At 37.8% G+C, this 16438-nt stretch carries 15 protein-coding genes; 13 read left to right on the top strand and 2 right to left on the bottom strand.

What is annotated here, in order from left to right; genetic code table 11:
- Positions 1-442 precede the first annotated feature (442 nt).
- The 9 genes from ACOEN1_RS12610 (at position 443) to ACOEN1_RS12570 (ending at position 11599) form a co-directional block, all read left to right on the top strand.
- Positions 443-1060, top strand: a complete 618-nt coding sequence (locus tag ACOEN1_RS12610; RefSeq protein ID WP_422487262.1) for a cyclase family protein — start codon at positions 443-445, stop codon at positions 1058-1060.
- 94 nt (positions 1061-1154) lie between these two features.
- On the top strand, positions 1155-3593 hold the full coding sequence (locus ACOEN1_RS12605) for a M28 family peptidase (protein ID WP_422487261.1): 2439 nt from the start codon (positions 1155-1157) through the stop codon (positions 3591-3593).
- Entirely contained in the window at positions 3590-5851 is a 2262-nt protein-coding gene (locus ACOEN1_RS12600; RefSeq protein ID WP_422487260.1) for an ABC transporter permease subunit, read from the top strand. Before ACOEN1_RS12605 ends, ACOEN1_RS12600 begins: the two co-directional genes overlap by 4 nt.
- 42 nt (positions 5852-5893) lie before the next feature.
- Positions 5894-6868 (top strand): ABC transporter ATP-binding protein, encoded by a 975-nt coding sequence (locus tag ACOEN1_RS12595; RefSeq protein ID WP_422487259.1) that lies wholly within the window; start codon positions 5894-5896, stop codon positions 6866-6868.
- Positions 6865-7671, top strand: a complete 807-nt coding sequence (locus ACOEN1_RS12590; protein WP_422487258.1) for an ABC transporter ATP-binding protein — start codon at positions 6865-6867, stop codon at positions 7669-7671. The genes ACOEN1_RS12595 and ACOEN1_RS12590 overlap by 4 nt, the downstream gene beginning before the upstream one ends.
- Before the next feature lie 22 nt (positions 7672-7693).
- Positions 7694-8116: a GNAT family N-acetyltransferase gene (locus ACOEN1_RS12585; protein WP_422487257.1), complete on the top strand. Its 423-nt coding sequence runs from the start codon at positions 7694-7696 to the stop codon at positions 8114-8116.
- Between the two features lie 65 nt (positions 8117-8181).
- The gene (locus tag ACOEN1_RS12580; RefSeq protein ID WP_422487256.1) at positions 8182-9081 is read left to right on the top strand and encodes a GNAT family N-acetyltransferase; all 900 of its coding nucleotides are present in this window, start codon (positions 8182-8184) and stop codon (positions 9079-9081) included.
- 9 nt (positions 9082-9090) lie between these two features.
- Positions 9091-9999, top strand: a complete 909-nt coding sequence (locus ACOEN1_RS12575; protein WP_422487255.1) for a GNAT family N-acetyltransferase — start codon at positions 9091-9093, stop codon at positions 9997-9999.
- Between the two features lie 136 nt (positions 10000-10135).
- Positions 10136-11599, top strand: coding sequence for a DUF5050 domain-containing protein (locus ACOEN1_RS12570; RefSeq protein WP_422487254.1), 1464 nt, complete (start codon positions 10136-10138; stop codon positions 11597-11599).
- A gap of 53 nt (positions 11600-11652) precedes the next feature.
- On the opposite strand, the gene ACOEN1_RS12565 is transcribed toward ACOEN1_RS12570, so the two are convergent.
- Complete coding sequence (locus ACOEN1_RS12565) at positions 11653-12030, bottom strand: OsmC family protein (protein WP_422487253.1); 378 nt, start codon at positions 12028-12030, stop codon at positions 11653-11655.
- 175 nt (positions 12031-12205) lie between these two features.
- On the opposite strand from ACOEN1_RS12565, the gene ACOEN1_RS12560 reads away from it, so the two are divergent.
- A complete protein-coding gene (locus ACOEN1_RS12560) occupies positions 12206-12760 on the top strand; it encodes a GNAT family N-acetyltransferase (protein ID WP_422487252.1) in 555 nt (184 codons plus the stop codon).
- Positions 12761-12845: 85 nt separating this feature from the next.
- Entirely contained in the window at positions 12846-13340 is a 495-nt protein-coding gene (locus tag ACOEN1_RS12555) for an acyl-CoA thioesterase (protein WP_422487251.1), read from the top strand.
- Between the two features lie 18 nt (positions 13341-13358).
- Here ACOEN1_RS12555 and ACOEN1_RS12550 read toward each other — a convergent pair whose 3' ends face one another.
- On the bottom strand, positions 13359-14072 hold the full coding sequence (locus tag ACOEN1_RS12550) for an EcsC family protein (protein ID WP_422487250.1): 714 nt from the start codon (positions 14070-14072) through the stop codon (positions 13359-13361).
- Positions 14073-14242: 170 nt separating this feature from the next.
- On the opposite strand from ACOEN1_RS12550, the gene ACOEN1_RS12545 reads away from it, so the two are divergent.
- Together ACOEN1_RS12545 and ACOEN1_RS12540 are read left to right on the top strand one after the other, a co-directional pair.
- Complete coding sequence (locus tag ACOEN1_RS12545; protein WP_422487249.1) at positions 14243-15010, top strand: EFR1 family ferrodoxin; 768 nt, start codon at positions 14243-14245, stop codon at positions 15008-15010.
- A gap of 170 nt (positions 15011-15180) precedes the next feature.
- Complete coding sequence (locus ACOEN1_RS12540) at positions 15181-16356, top strand: dicarboxylate/amino acid:cation symporter (protein WP_422487248.1); 1176 nt, start codon at positions 15181-15183, stop codon at positions 16354-16356.
- The last annotated feature ends 82 nt before the right edge of the window (positions 16357-16438 follow it).

Below are 16438 nucleotides of genomic sequence, written 5' to 3'. Positions count from 1 at the left end.
AGCGCCGTATACGGAACCGTACGTACGGTGCTGTGAGAGGTCGGTAGATGAAATAATCATCTACCTCCTACTCGATTTATTTCTATACAGCTTGTTCAACCTCAACCAGTTCTTGGTTGTAGACATACATATTGATCTCTCCAATTCCCACAGCAATAGTGACTGCAAGAATTCCTGGGTAGATTCGTAAATCCGATTCAGTACTGAGAGATGCAACTCGGTTCTCATCAAACCAAAAATATTCACAGACAAGGGACTCTCTTTCTGGAATTATTGGTTTGCAGTTATGACAAAACCGTTACAATTCTTCAAATATTCAGAATTTAGTTTATTGCACATTTAAATTACGGTATAATGGCACTATATGGAAATAGTTCAATGAAGTGAAAATTCTATCTTGGTGACTGTAAAGAGGAAACTACATAAAGGAGAATAAAAGCATATGACTGAATTCGTTGATTTAAGCTATATCATAGAAGCAGGAATAAGTACATACCCTGGTGATGATGATTTGAAGCTATACCAAACCAGATTCCTTGATAAGGATAAATACAATGATACTTGGCTGGAAACAGGAATGCATGTTGGGACTCATATTGATGTTGCCAGCCACATTATGGAAAGCGATGTTGTAATAAGCGACTACCCTGCCGATAAATTTATCGGGAAAGGTTGTTTGCTGGATGTAAGGAATCAAGATCTTATTGGTATGAAGGACGAGTACATGGACATAGTAGAAGAAAACAGCATAGTCCTTATTTACACTGGATTTGAGACTAAATTTGGCAGTGACGGGTACTTTAAGGATCATCCAGTGGTTGAGGAAGAATTAGCTGATTTCTTTATTGAGAAAAAGATAAAAATGGTTGGAATGGATCTGCCATCACCGGATCAATATCCATTCAATATTCATAAGAAGCTTCTGGGTAATGATATTCTTATTATTGAAAACCTTAGAAATCTTGGAAATCTAGTGAACATAGATAATTTTGAGGTTATTGCCTTGCCATTGAAAATAAAGTCCGAGGCATCTCTTGCCAGGGTTGTAGCCAGGGTTTGAAAAAAGTAACAAAGCAAAAAGGTAAAAATATTAAGAACAATGGAATTAAGTATGATTTGTAGTACATACGAATAATCTGCAAAGGACGGATGAAATGACATATGATAAGATAAAAAGAATTTTTAAATACATATTATTGGCGGCAGCTGTTTTCCTGGCTGCCTTTTTCCTCTGGCCTAGAAATGATTTTGATGAGTCCCTTTTAAACACTGATAATATATATGGACATATCAGTGAGCTGTCATCAGAGGAGTACCAGGGAAGACTGTCTGGTTCTGAAGGTGACAAGAAAGCGCTCCTATACATAGAGAACTATTTCAAGGAAATTGGTGTTGAACCAGCTGGTGTAAACGATACATATTTTCAACCCTTTACAACAATTATTCCAGATATTGATACTGATCCTACATTCACAATAAGCTCTGAAGACGGCAACCTTATAAAAGAACTTATTATGTATAAGGATTATAATATGCTGACTTCCATGAATGGGGGAAGCGTTGATTTTTCTGGGGATTTAATTTTTGTAGGCAATGACCTGTTAAGGATTGAACCTGAGTATATTAAGGACAGAGTCGTAGTAATCGAAGCAAACAGACTCACTCCCAAGCACGTGAACTACGTTTTACAATCAGGTGGAAAAGGTGTTATCTGTACTGCTAATGTCAGTTTTTACAATCCGAATCAAAACTATGAGTTTGAAAAGTCTATAAGTATTTCTGGGAAAACAGGAGAGTCCATATTAGTTGGATACATATCCAATCAAGTACATCGAGAGATTCTAAAACTTATGGATGAGAGTGATATTGGAGAAGAAGTGGAATCCTTCAAGATTCTTGGCGGAGTCCATATCAATGTGGATATCGGCTTTCCAATTGTTGAGACTGCTAATATTTTAGGAAAGATCGAGGGTGAATCTTCTGATGGCAACATATTGTTGGTTACAACAAATATTGATGGAGTTGGAGCTGGAACAGATGGGAAATACTTTCCTGGTGTTCTAAACCACACTTCTGGAATTGCTACAATGCTTGAGGTAGCAAGGGTCATAGCTTCTCAAGACAGCTTACCCCAGGAAACAATTGTATTTGCCGGGTGGAATGGTCAATATCAACAACTTTCGGGATCAAGCCATTACATCGATAATCCAGTATATCCTTTGCAGAGAACCAGGGTAATACACATGGAGGGGATAGGCAAGGAAACCTTGGAGGGTTTGAAGGTATCTTCTGGTTTGATGAAGGGTACAATTCTAAGGGATAGGATTGTTAATTATGGATTGGATTCGGAAATGAAGGTTGTTGAAGGATTGCCTGGTTATAGCGCAATAAATCAATTCATTGATATGAATGTACCTGCTGTAGTGCTAACTGATAGTAATAATATTGCAAATACTTATGAAGATACCATTGAAAATATTGACAGAGAGCATCTTGAAAATTCAGCAAAGGTGTTTCTAAACTACATAAAAAGAGATGTTTACAAGGATAGAGGATTTGATTATTTAAGTGTAGTCGAAAGAGTATTAATAGGGATTACAATTTTTGGGACATTAATAAGCTATTTTATTGTGAAGACCTACCATGCATATCCCAACAAGAAAATCATGGGATACTCAGTAGAAAACATATATTTCTCTACACCAAACATCCTATTAAGAAAAGTCTTTTCAGCCTTAATATCTGGTTTTTTTGCAGTTTTTATGTTGACCATCCTTGCTAGTATTGACCCAGGATCAAATATTAAGATGATTAATAATGATATCTCAACTAATATTTCAGGATATCTTACAGTAAAAAGAAGTGTACTATATTTAAGAACACTGCTAAGTCCAAGTGACTATAACATGTATATCACAGGCAACCTCCTAGAGACCATATATGATTCAAGCAAGCTCAGCGTAATGCTGATTTCTTCATCCTTGGCTTTCTCAACCATTGTTGGAATTCTAAGGGGGATGTATGAAGGATACAGGTCAAGAAAAGCAAAGCTTGGTTCACTTGGGACTCTGGTCTTTTTCTCCATTCCAGATGTATTAATCGTATTACTAACACTTTTGGGGTACACATTTGTAGCAGTAAACTTTCCTGCAGTGAGGGATTTAACATACTTAAAGGGCTTTGTTTTACCATTGTTGACATTGTCAATCATACCTACAATCTATATTTCCAGAATAACCTTTATCACAGTTCAGGAGGAACTGGGGAAGGACTATATAAGAAACGCAATTGCAAAGGGTTTTTCAAGGAAAAAGACCATATTCTATGAGCTTATTCCGGCTATAGTATTTAAGATAGTAGATACTTTGCCAGCCATAATGACAATGCTTTTAACAAATATGATTATTGTAGAATGGCTCTTTAATTATCGTGGCATCCTGTACTACCTGCTATATTTCTATAACAGGCAAGATGTTTACAGGTTTGTTCCCCTTGCCATGACACTTGGATTTATGTACATTGTCTTCACCTGGGGAGTTCAATTTTTAGCGAGGCTTATTAATCCCTTAAAAAACAAGGGGGCAAAACAATGAAAAAGACAAATATACCATTAATACTTGGAAGCATAATTCTTCTATTAATACTCTTTATAATGATATTTCCAGATATGTTTACCGATAACAGCCCATACACAATTCAGATTGTACGGTTTATACATGAGGATGGAAAGCTGTTCGTGGAACGATCACCATTCAATCCTGGAAGTGACTTTATATTGGGAAGTGATGATCTTGGAAGAGATATTCTCAGTTATATTATTTATGGTACGAGACTGACAATTACCTTAGGTCTATTAATAGCAATCGGACAATTCCTAATAGCAATTCCCCTGGCATTGCTGGGTGGATTTGGGAACAGACTAGCAAAATCGGTTATTCAGCAGTTTAACATTATCTTCTCAGCCATACCTGCTCTCTTGATATCCATCATTTTATTGAAGCTGGATTTTATTGCTGATCTGGACAAGCAAAGCTCCATCATCGCTTTCGTTCTTATACTTACAGCAGTTAGCTGGCCAAAATTGGGAAGCTTGATAATGGAGAGAGTCGAGGCTATTATTGCACAGCCATTTATTAAGGGCGAGGTGGCCATAGGAAAACGAAGAGCTAAAATTGCACTGGAAAATGTTGTGCCTCATCTTGCACCTGAATTGATTATACTATTTTTCATGGAGATTGCCAGGAACCTTTCAATGATAATGCAGCTGGGAATTTTTGCGGTATTTGTCGGAAATTTAGGAATCGTTGATGATCAGGGTTCTGGATTTTATATTAATACAGATATCAGTTTTGAACCTGAGTGGGCCAGTATGCTCAGTACTTCAAGAACTTTAATCAGTACCGCGCCTTGGGCTGTAATTTTTCCCGCATTGGCATTTTTCATCAGTGTGCTTGGTTTTAACCTGTTTGGTGAGGGCCTAAGAAATATAATACAAAAACCAGATTCTAGAATGCCTTTGGTTTCCCGTAAACTGATTTCATTGGATTTTTCTTATCTGTGGAGGATGATTGGGAAAAAGGAAAAAATCAAGTACTCGGTTGGAACATTTACCTTAATTGCTTTATTTCTGATATTCAGCATTGTCAATAAAGAGGATTACACTTTCAGTTTGGCTGCAGATTCAATTGATTTGCCAAACAGAGTCATAATTGGGACAGAGGAGGCTGATGAAACAATCCAGCAGATAATCGATAAAATGGTACAATTGGGTATTGAGCCTTTGAAAGAGGAAGGTTATGCTTTGAGTTATGATATAGGTCCATCATATATGCTCAAGGATCAAGACTTTAGTATCAGTCTAGAGGACGGACCGATGGACTTAATACCAAACCAGGATTTTGCATTTGTAACATCAGGGGATATTAATAATACAGGAAGGATACATGATGCTACAGAGATTGATATGTTCAGCATAGATGATTACAGTAAATTTAAGGATAAATTTATTCTTATAGATAAAGAGTACTACAATGACCAAGCAATAGATTATTTTATTAAGGAAATCAATAAAAACGAGAGAGTCAAAGGAGTCTTGCTAATAGCTAGAAAGAGTGAAAGGATTAATAGTATTATTATCGATGAAAATGAGAAGATGTCTGTAATAATGGTTTCAAGAGAGGTTTCAGATCTATTGAAAACAAACATGGATTCAACGATTTCTATTTCCAGTTCAGTTATACCATTGGAAAGTAGGGGTTATAACATAGTTGGCATGCAAAAAGGTACGGATGAAAACATTGGAGATGAAGCCATAGTAATAGGAATGAACTACAATTATACAGAGGATGGCGAAAATGATGTATTGGAGTTTAACCTTGAATTAATGGAGCAATTATGCCAACAAGAGGGAAACAAGAGATCAATCATTTTTATGTTCCTGGATGGTACCATTGATGAGAAACGACACGGAGCTCATTATATTACACAAGACTTCCCCTACAGTCCCAATAAGGTAGAAGGATATATTGACCTGACTGGTCTGGTTGAAAGAAATTTTGATCATATTCAGTACAGTGCAGCCCAAGCACCTATTACAAGGCCATTTGCCTGGAGCTTGGGACACCACATTGAGCAGGAATTTACTAAGAACAACCTTGAAATTCGGGAGATTCAGACTAGACATATTGGGAATGAATACTATTTTACTGATAGTCAAGCTGATAATGCCATGTTCTGGGAAAAGGGAATACCGACGATTATTATCAATACACTAGAGTCAGGAGAGCAGACACGTAGCATCGAAGAAGTAGGAAGCATTCTGCTGAAAGTTATCAATAAAAACAATTACTAATTAAGATTAAAGGAACAAGTAGACATGCTAGGGGTTGATAAAATGGAAAGCAAGCTTATTGAAGTCAGTGATTTAAAAGTATCCTTTTATTATGAAAAAGGTAGTATTCAAGTGGTTAGAGGCTTTGATATCGAGCTAAACAAGGGAGAAATTGTGGGTATACTCGGTGAATCCGGAAGCGGGAAGACTGTCTCTTCAAGCTCAATTATTCGATTAATAGATGAAGTTGTCGGAAGGATAGATTCTGGTGAAGTGATCTTTGAAGGAAAGGATCTATTAAAAGCCTCTGAGGAAGAATTGAAAAAAATCAGAGGGAATAAAATCTCATATATCTTCCAAAACTCTTCAGCGGCTTTAAATCCTTACAAGACAATCGGAAAGCAGCTGGGAGAGGTCTTAAAAACACATAGTTTAACCAATACCAAGGAGTATGTACTTAATAAACTTGGTGAAGTAGGAATAGATGAAGCAGAAAGAATATATAATAGCTATCCATTTCAGCTTAGTGGTGGTCAGAATCAAAGAATTATGATAGCTCAGTGTATTCTTTGCAATCCAGAGCTTTTGATTGCTGACGAACCAACCAGCTCAATAGATGCTTCGCTACAAAAAACCGTTCTTGACTTATTGAGAGATATCAGCAGTAAGAATGACATGTCTGTAATCATCATTACTCATGACTTTGGTGTAGCCAAGTATCTATGCCACAGGTTGATGATAATGTACGGAGGTCTGGTTGTTGAAGAGGGGACCATTGAACAAATAGTCAATGCACCTTTTCACCCTTATACGAAGGAATTGATTAAATGCTCCAATTCATTGGCCCAGGATGAGGATATCATGTACTTTATCGAAGGAACTCCTCCTACTGCCCATCAGTTCAAGGATGAATGCCCTTTTTATAGTCGATGTAAGTTGAGAGAGCCGGCATGTACATATGGCATACCTGAGTTTAGAAGAATCAATGATAGAAAAGTCAGGTGTATTTTATTTGAAGAAGAGGTGAGTAAAGCTTGAACAGCATACTAAAAGTTGACAATCTCTCAAAACACTATATTAGCAAGAAAAGCATTTTTTCAAAGAAACAAGTTGTTAATGCTGCCAAGAATATAAGCTTTGAAGTCGGAGAAAACCAGACATTGGGATTGATAGGAGAAAGTGGCTCAGGCAAGAGCACAATTGCCAATTTGGTGCTCAGGCTTATCGAACCGAGCAATGGAAGAATTGAAATATTTGGCAAGGACATAACCAATTTGAAAGAAGATGAAATGCGAAAGCACCGAAAGGATATTCAAATAATATTCCAATATACGAATTCAGTACTGGATCCTCAAATGAACGTGGATGAATTGTTAAGGGAGCCACTGAAGATACATAATATTGTCAAGGAAAGTGAACTAGACGAAGAGGTTGAAAGACTTCTTCAGATGGTGAATCTCTCTTCATCGGAAAGATGGAAGTTTCCAGGACAACTTAGTGGTGGTCAGAATCAGAGAATCATTATTGGTAGGGCCATTGCAACAAGAGCAAAGCTGATTGTTTGTGATGAGCCGGTATCAGCCCTTGATGCTTCAGTTCAGGGACAGGTTCTTAATCTTCTGTTAAAGCTTAAGGAAGAATTGAACCTTTCATATCTTTTCATTTCACATGATTTAAAAGTAATAAGGCATATGTGTGACTGTATTGCAGTTATGAAAAAGGGCGAGATAGTTGAAATGGGAGATACTGATGCCATACTCAACAACCCTCAGCATGAATACACGAAAAAGTTAATTGAATCAATATTGGATATAGACTCCAACCATGACCAAGGGGATTAGCTTTAAAATGGAGGGGAAAGTGATGAGAGATATTTCCATTGAAGAAGGGATGACAGAGGAAGAAATCGACTACATAAAAAACAAACTATTCCAGTTTAATATAAGCACTGCACCACCAGATCAAAGACCCATAAGCAAGGATATAAATCTAATCCTAAAGGATGAGGACAAGATTTATGGAGGCTTGATAGGAAAAATTTACAGAGGTTGCCTCTTGATTGAAACCTTGTGGCTAAGTGAAGATGTTAGGGGATTTGGATATGGTGAGAAGCTGATGATGGAAGCTGAAAAAATTGCCATAGCGGAAGAATGCAGATTTATTCATCTTGATACTTTTAGTTTTCAGGCACCAGAATTCTACAAGAAAAATGGCTATAAGGGATTTGGAGTATTGGAGGGATACCCAGATGGCACAAAACGTTATTACCTCAAGAAGGACCTGTAGAATATAAGAAGGCTACAAACCTTTTTAGTTTGTTTGAAATTTAATAAATCGGAGGAATTAAAGATATGGAAAACTTTCGTTTCAAGGCATTAAAAGGTATGGATAAAGATTTGTATAAAGCTTTATCAATGCTTGAAGACATATGCAAGAAACATGATGATGTCAGGTTAAAGCTGGAGCTCGACTACAAGCTTGCCAAGAAAGATGCTCCTGATAAGAGTCCGGAAGAAAATAAGGATGAATTTACCTGCTGGGATGGTGATAAGCTGGTGGGTTATTTGGGAATTGACGATTTTGGAGGAAGGACTATTGAAGTCAATGGAATGGTTCATCCGGAGTATAGACGAAGGGGAATATTCAAGGAGCTTTACTCACTTGTGAAGAAGGAGTGGGAGAAGAGATCTTCAGATTCCATGCTTCTTTTAACTGACAGCAAGTCATCTGCAGGAAAAAGTTTCATAAAAACTACAGATTCACTTTATGACCATACTGAGTATGAAATGATTCTTTCGGACAGTCTATTTGAAAAGGCTAAAGGAGCTTCAAAGGGTTTGATGCTAAGGGAAGCCTGCAATGATGATGCATTGGAAATAGCCAGGCAGAACTCAATATACTTTGGCGAAGAGCTGTCAGATCAGAAGCTTCTGAATATCGAGGTTGAAAAAAAGAGAGGTTTTCATGTATATATGGCTCTATTGGAGGGTATTATTGTAGGAAAGGTACATCTTCACCTAATAAATGGAGAAGGAGGAATTTTCGGACTTGGAATAATTCCAGAATACAGAGGAAAAGGTCTGGGAAGAGAGCTATTGCTCCTATCTGTTGAAAAGCTGAAGGAGTTTCACGCAAACCATATATACTTGCAAGTTGATGCTGAAAATGACACAGCACTCGGATTGTACCAGTCATGTGGTTTCAAGGAAAACTATTCAATGGAGTACTATAAACTGAAAAAAGAAAGGTAGGGTGGATTAATGGAAGTTGAAGGCAGAATAGTTGAGCTGAACAATCACAATTTAAAGGATTTTACAGATTTTTGTAGAAAGCATAGGGACCAGGTGGATGATTCATATCTTTATGAAGAGGACCTGAACAGCTTTGAGTACAGTCCTGAGAATCCTACATTTCTTTACATGGAGGGGGAAGAAGTTGTTGCAGCTGCATCATTGATAATAGATGAATACAACAGAAGAGGCAACAGAGCAAGATTCAGAATTCTTTACTCTGAAAAGAACAACAGTGCTGTATATGATATCCTCTTTCACAGGATACTTATACATGCAATTGATCTTGAGAAAGTATATATTTTTGTGCCATCATCAAATATTGAGCTTATGGGAAGAATGGAAGATCTTGGATTCAAAGCGGAAAGATTTGTTTACCTTATGGTAAGGGATGATGATCCTGTTCCTGAGGAGGAGATTCCAGAAGGTTATGAAATCAGCCCGGTTGAACTTGAGAAAGACTATGAAGACTGGTGCAAGGTAAGGAATGAAGCCTTTGCATTTGTAACAGGAAATGAAATTCCTGTATGCACTGAGATGATTATGACCTATCCTGACAAGGAAGACTTTGTTCCAGGAGGGATGATGGTATTAAGACACAATGGAAAGGCTGTTGGAACAGTAAGGTGTACAAAGGACGAGTACGAAGGCAAACCAATAATGAATATTGGCTCCTTGTCTGTAATTCCAGATTATCAGCATAAGGGGCTTGGAGGAATATTATTGAGGGAAGCTATAAGATTTTCTGATGAAGCCGGATTCGAAAGAACGGTCCTATCTGTAAATGAGAATAATAAAGCTGCCAGAAGAATTTATGATAGAGGCGGATTTGTTGAGGTAGAAGGGGTTGTAAGCTACGAGTATTATATAAGCAAGTAAAAATTGAATAAATCATAAGAAACCATGCGGACTGCACCCCATGGTTTTTTAGCTGTAATAAGTTGAAAACGGCTGAAAATTAGGGTACAATAAACGCGACAGAATACAAACTAACTAGCTTCACTGGAGGTGTCTGATGAAACTACCTAAGGACATTTTAGTTCTTGCCATAAAGAGATTGCTCTTCTTTTCACTGCCCATAGTAGTATCCCTATATATTTTATATGAAGTAATTCTTGGCTATGATATGAGCTTTTCATGGAGCAGTGTAATCCTTTATGGAGTATTGATTGGAATTGCAACAATCACAAATTACACGGGAAAAACAAAAGAGGAAAATATTGAGAATGAAAATTGGATGGCTGAAATCAAGGAACAGAAGAGATGGAAAATCATTGAGGAAGATAAGAACGAGTTGATTCTAAAGCCCAGATTTGATTTCCCTTACAACCTGCTAAGCAAGGAAACCGTAAAGGTTAAATACACAGAGGATACTGCAACAGTTGAAGGTCCAAGATATTATGTCGAACAGATGACAAAGGATATTCAAGGAAGAAGCAACAAGTGGTTGAGAAGATTTGCTGCAGCAGGTGCATTTTTTTTTGCATTTTTTATTCTATCAGTTCCGATTATATTCGAATCAGGAGTCTACTGGGATTTAAGGATAAGGTATCATAATCACCAAATGAGAAATATCCAGCAGATTGAAGTGATCAATGCTGAAGAGTTAGGCAACACTGTTGATAATACAAACAACTACGGAAATGGAGTGGAAACCAAGGAGCATATTGTCTATGTTGAGAATCATATGAATCTTGTAAAGACCGATAAGGATTTCCAGCTGAAGGAATATTTGATTCAGAAGGATGGAGGATACGGAGTAAGCAGGCTCAATGTGAGTGGAGATTGGGTTTTCTATTCCAGTGGCGAGCCTTACAGCAGGATGAAGCTTGATGGAACAGAAAATCAGACCATTTATAAATTGGGATATGTAATGGAGCCACACTTGATGGGAGAATGGATTTATTTTATTAATTTCGAGGACAATCATAACATCTACAGGATGGATGTTAACGGTCAGAATCTTGAACGGTTTATTCAAAAAGGTGTTTCTGATTTGGCTATTTATGATAAGCGATTGTTCTATAGCTATATGGATGGTGAAAGTGGTTTTGTGGAAAGTGTCAATATGGATGGTAGTGAAAGAAAGCTTGAATTTGAGACTGACAGCCAAGTTAGCAGCCTATCCAGGTGGAAGGATTACTGGTACTATATTAATGGCGACTACAGACTAATTAGGACAGAGGGCAAGGACCCTGAAGTTTATCAGGTTCCAGTTGATGATAATGTATCAGCCTATATAATAACAGAAGAGGGAATATTCTACTCCCTCCATGGTGAGGATGTTGGATATCCCGGAGATGGTATTTATAAAATGGATCACTTTGGTTTGGACAAGACACTCCTTTCTGATTCGAGGTTTGTAGAAGGATTTTTTCATGCAGGAGATTGGCTATTGTTCCATTCCTCTGATGATTTACAACCACCGACATTAAAGAGGGTTGACCTGGATTCAAATAGCATCGAAATAATTGAATAGATATGCAAAAAAGCAATACCCCCGGTCCGGGTGAAGGATCGGGGGATATTTGGTTAGAATGTTGTTTTAACCTCAAACTCCGGTGGAGTCATCATGTGTTTTTTTACTGAGCATAGCTCAATTGAGTTTATAAGAGCCTTCTCATACTTCTCAGGGAAGCCTTCAGGAAGCTTTACATCATAGACAACCTTTTTGATCATACCTGTCTGTCTGTTCATTTCAAGGTCCATTGAGATATCAAGGCCCTCGGTTTTTATACCCTTGTTTTTACAAAAACCTAGTGCGAATATACCTGCACAGGTTGCAAGTGAACCAAGAAAAAGTTCAAAAGGTGTAGGATCACTACCTCCCTGATCCGTTTTAATCAGGTGTCTTGAAGACCGAGCGTCCACTCTTAATCCACCTGGGAATTCTACTTTCATATAGGACATTTTATCACTCCATTTAGTTATTTTAACAATATGATTTTATTATACCACAATACCCCTAGGGTGTATAGGCGTTTCTTTAAATATATTCTGATTGCATCAGTTAAGTATGTTAAAATCAGTAAATAGGGTATATCTTATTTAAAGATACTAGGAAGTTTATAGGGAGGTGTCCATTATGAAGATAGATTTCAATCCTTTCCCAAACTTGGAAACCGAAAGGCTTATATTGAGAAAGTTGACGGAGGACGACATGTATGATGTATTCAACATGAGAAAGGATCCTTCATTGCATGAATACACGGATACAAAACCTGATGAGCAGTTGGATGACACAATTGACTACATCAGAAAAATGTCTCAGGGCATAGATGAAAACAAGTGGATTCTGTGGGGTCTTGAGGATAAGGATACAGGGAGAATAATCGGAACAATAAGCATTTGGAATATTTATCCTGCGGACGAGAAGGCTGAGCTCGGCTTTGGAATGATTCCTGATTTCAGGGGCGGGGGACTTATGACAGAGGCTCTAAGAGAGGTGGTTGATTACTCCTTTAGAGATATGGATCTTAATAGATTGGAAGCATTCACTGAAGAGAGCAATCTAAAATCGATAAGTCTTCTTGAAAGATGTGGATTTATTGAGAATCGCAGGGTCATTGATCAAAGCCCCTTTGATGGGCGAGAATATAAAATGGTGGTCTTAACAAGAACACATCCTGAGCGACTATAGATACAAAACTTTAGACAAATGTTCCCAGGGGGAACGTCCCCATGGGAACATTCTCATTGATAGATTCAAGAGAAGAGGTGAGAAAATGAAATCAAAGACTGTTGACCAATCTAAGGTAAGTGTTGGACACTTGATGCAGCCGGACCAGGCAAATATTGAAGGCAATGTCCATGGTGGTGAAGTGATGAAGCTTATGGACAGTTGTGCTGGAATTGTAGCAAGAAGGCATTCAAGGAGAAACACAGTAACTGCAATGGTTGATGAGTTGGAATTTATGGAGGCAATACATGTTGGAGAGCTTGTAACATGCTATGGACAATTGACCTATGTTGGCAAGCAATCAATGGAGGTCCTTGTAACTGTATCCGTTGAAGATCTGCAACTAAGTGAACCTCCGAAGGTTGCACTGACAGCTTTCTTTACCATGGTGGCACTTGATATAAACGGAAATCCCACGGCTGTACCTGAGTTGGAGTTGAAGACCGATGAGGAAAAAAGACTTTTTAAGGATGGAGAGATAAGATACTTGAAACACAAGAATAAAAGGGAAAAAAGAAAAGAAGGGAAGGCTGGAAAATAATAAAGCCTTCTCTTCTTTTTATAGGATTCTCATCCGGTATGAGTTCATTGCTGTCTCACTTAACTTTTTTAAAAGCTTGTTGTTGACATAGCTACCAACAAGTGCACCTACAACTGGAAGCATCTGCAGTAACTTCGCAATATCAAGATAATCTCTATACTCCTGTTGAAAATCCCTCCACTCAAAATCATCCAGATTCTCCGGCAGACTGTTTACATACTCTTGCCAGTTCTCCATTCTATTAAACACCTTATTGACGTGTTTCTTGCTGGAGAATGCCAGTTGGAAAATATGAAGAATATAAAGTCTTTCTTTGTAATCATTTACGTCAAAACCATAAATTGCGGCCACTTCAAAAAGAAATCTCATTTTAATGCCCATTAAGAGAGGAAAATCTGCAAGTCCGGAAACAAAGCCTCCAGCACCTGTTGCAGCTCCTTCTATAGTTGCCGTTGCTGCATACATCTTCGTCTTCTCCTTAAGAATTCTTTCCCTTTCCTTAAGGCTATATCCGATCAGTGGAGGATTGATACCAAATTTAGACCCATAGAGAGTTGCCTTTGTCATGTTTTTTATTGTACCAGTAACAAACTCATGGTACTTTTCAGGTAGCAAGGAATTGACTTTCCTCTGAGTTCCCTTGGAAATACTTTGAATAATGGACGGCCTTTTTCTCATTCTTGCCATCCATAAAAAGAGCTCCTTCTGTGCCCATTTCTCATATGAAATCATACAATCACCATACCTATCTGAATGTTTTTGTAATAATTGATTAATCCTAATCCATATCTTGTATAATACTATTATAACAAGATTCTAGTGGATTTTTAAATAATTGTTAAATATTTAAGTTATTCTTAATTACAACAGGAGAAGGAAGTATAAAAAGAAGGGGGATTAAAATGATATTCTATTTCACAGGAACTGGGAATAGTCTCTATGCCGCAAATACCCTTGGTGAAGCATTAGGGGAGGAAGTACATAATTTAGCTGAAAATTTAAAGAGAGATGAACTGAAACTGACAGTTGGAGAAGGTGAGATACTTGGATTGGTATTTCCCGTTTACTATTATTCATTACCAACGGTGGTAGAGGAGTTTTTGGAAAAGATTGCAATTATTATGGAAAAAGGGTCAAGATGCTTTATCCTTGCAACCTGCGGTGCCACCACTGGCGATGCAACCAAAACAGCCAGGGACATACTTAACAAGAAAGGCGTTTCCACTGACTTTGTCTTTTCTGTTGAAATGCCAGATAACTACATTCTGTTGTATGATGTTCAGGATAAGGGGAAGCAGGAGAAGATGCTGATAAACAGTAAGGATTCATTGAAAAGAATAATTGAGATTATAAAGGAAGATAAGAAAGGGGATTACAACAAAATAAAGGGGCCAATGCCAGGAATCATGTCATTGATGGCAGGCGCCATCTATAGAAGAGATCGAAAAACCAGCAAGTTCAACGTTTCAGATAGATGTACAAACTGCAATCTGTGCCAGGAAATATGTCCTGTGGATGCAATAGAAATGAAGGAGGGTAAACCTATCTGGATCAAGGATAAATGTGTGCACTGCCTTGCATGTATCCACAGGTGTCCTGTAGGTGCCATTCAATATGGTAAAAAAACTGAATCAAGAGGTAGATATATCAATCCCTTATCGGGACTTTAAGTTAATTTTATCAGAATATTTGAAACAATGAGGAAGATTAAGAATTGTTAAAAATATCATAAAGGCTTGTAATCCGATTGATAAAATGTTAACTTAATAATGCGAAATACATAACATTTAGCTGGTATAAGCCAGTTGGATTTATGATAAAAGACATAAGGAGGAAACATATGAAAAAAATCGGATTATTGCCAAGGCTTATTATAGCTATTATTCTAGGTATTCTATTCGGAATGGTATTACCAGAGCCGGGAGTCAGGGTATTTGCAACCTTCAACGGGATATTCGGGGAGTTCCTTGGATTCGCCATACCACTTATAATTCTTGGTTTTGTTGCACCGGGAATCGGTGACCTTGGAAAGGGTGCAGGCAGAGTTTTAGCTGTTACTGCAGCACTTGCCTACACTTCAACTGTATTTGCAGGTACAATGGCATACTTTGCCAATATTTCTATATTACCTTTATTTATTACAGAAGGAGCACTTTCAACAGACTTGACTGCAGAAGGAGCATCAGCTGCAGCATTTATTGAAATATCAATACCAGCAGTAATGGGAGTAATGACAGCTCTAATATTAGCTTTTACAATTGGTATCGGTATTGCAGCAACTGGATCAAAGACAATCAAATCATTGATGGACGAGTTCCAGACTATCATAAGTAAAATGATTTCAGGTATAATCATACCACTGCTTCCATTGCACATTATGGGTATCTTTGCAAACCTGGCATATTCAGGTCAGGTATTCCAGATACTGAGTGTATTCTCAAGAGTATTTGTTCTTGTAATAATTCTTCACCTGACAATCATAGTTCTTCAATACCTTATTGCTGGAACACTTGCTGGTGCAAACCCGTTCAAGCTTGTAAAGACAATGCTTCCTGCATACTTTACTGCCATCGGAACCCAGTCATCAGCAGCTACAATCCCTGTAACACTTGCACAAACCAAGAAAAATGGAGTAAACGAAGGTGTAGCTGATTTTGCAATACCACTTTCAGCGACAATCCACTTATCAGGCAGTACAATTACTCTTGTTAGCTGTTCAGTAGCAATTATGCTTATTGCCGGAATGCCACTATCCTTCGGAACATATATTGGCTTTATAATGGCACTTGGAGTAACAATGGTTGCTGCACCTGGAGTTCCAGGAGGAGCTGTTATGGCTGCAATCGGACTGCTTCAAAGCATGCTTGGATTTGATGCAACGCTGACATCACTTATGATTGCCCTTTACCTTGCACAGGACAGCTTTGGTACTGCATGCAACGTAACAGGTGATGGAGCAATAGCGATACTTGTAAATAAATTTTCCGGACATAAACTTTTGCCACAGACAAATTAATCATCAAAGGGGTAATCGGGAAATGACCGATTTTACCCTCACAAACAAAAAATGAAGAGAACCCGTAAGATTCTGGGCTTTT

The organism is Gudongella sp. DL1XJH-153 (assembly GCF_049310905.1).
GTDB lineage: Bacteria > Bacillota > Clostridia > Tissierellales > Tissierellaceae > Gudongella.
This window is presented reverse-complemented; position numbering and strand designations above follow the sequence as displayed.

Bases quoted from the DNA above. Each gene is read 5' to 3' on its own strand.
- ACOEN1_RS12605 (WP_422487261.1), top strand. From the start codon at position 1,155: ATGACATATGATAAGATAAAAAGAATTTTTAAATACATATTATTGGCG.
- ACOEN1_RS12555 (WP_422487251.1), top strand. From the start codon at position 12,846: ATGAAATCAAAGACTGTTGACCAATCTAAGGTAAGTGTTGGACACTTG.
- ACOEN1_RS12560 (WP_422487252.1), top strand. From the start codon at position 12,206: ATGAAGATAGATTTCAATCCTTTCCCAAACTTGGAAACCGAAAGGCTT.
- ACOEN1_RS12570 (WP_422487254.1), top strand. From the start codon at position 10,136: ATGAAACTACCTAAGGACATTTTAGTTCTTGCCATAAAGAGATTGCTC.
- ACOEN1_RS12585 (WP_422487257.1), top strand. From the start codon at position 7,694: ATGAGAGATATTTCCATTGAAGAAGGGATGACAGAGGAAGAAATCGAC.
- ACOEN1_RS12550 (WP_422487250.1), bottom strand. From the start codon at position 14,072: ATGATTTCATATGAGAAATGGGCACAGAAGGAGCTCTTTTTATGGATG.
- ACOEN1_RS12600 (WP_422487260.1), top strand. From the start codon at position 3,590: ATGAAAAAGACAAATATACCATTAATACTTGGAAGCATAATTCTTCTA.
- ACOEN1_RS12565 (WP_422487253.1), bottom strand. From the start codon at position 12,030: ATGTCCTATATGAAAGTAGAATTCCCAGGTGGATTAAGAGTGGACGCT.
- ACOEN1_RS12610 (WP_422487262.1), top strand. From the start codon at position 443: ATGACTGAATTCGTTGATTTAAGCTATATCATAGAAGCAGGAATAAGT.
- ACOEN1_RS12540 (WP_422487248.1), top strand. From the start codon at position 15,181: ATGAAAAAAATCGGATTATTGCCAAGGCTTATTATAGCTATTATTCTA.
- ACOEN1_RS12580 (WP_422487256.1), top strand. From the start codon at position 8,182: ATGGAAAACTTTCGTTTCAAGGCATTAAAAGGTATGGATAAAGATTTG.
- ACOEN1_RS12595 (WP_422487259.1), top strand. From the start codon at position 5,894: ATGGAAAGCAAGCTTATTGAAGTCAGTGATTTAAAAGTATCCTTTTAT.
- ACOEN1_RS12545 (WP_422487249.1), top strand. From the start codon at position 14,243: ATGATATTCTATTTCACAGGAACTGGGAATAGTCTCTATGCCGCAAAT.
- ACOEN1_RS12575 (WP_422487255.1), top strand. From the start codon at position 9,091: ATGGAAGTTGAAGGCAGAATAGTTGAGCTGAACAATCACAATTTAAAG.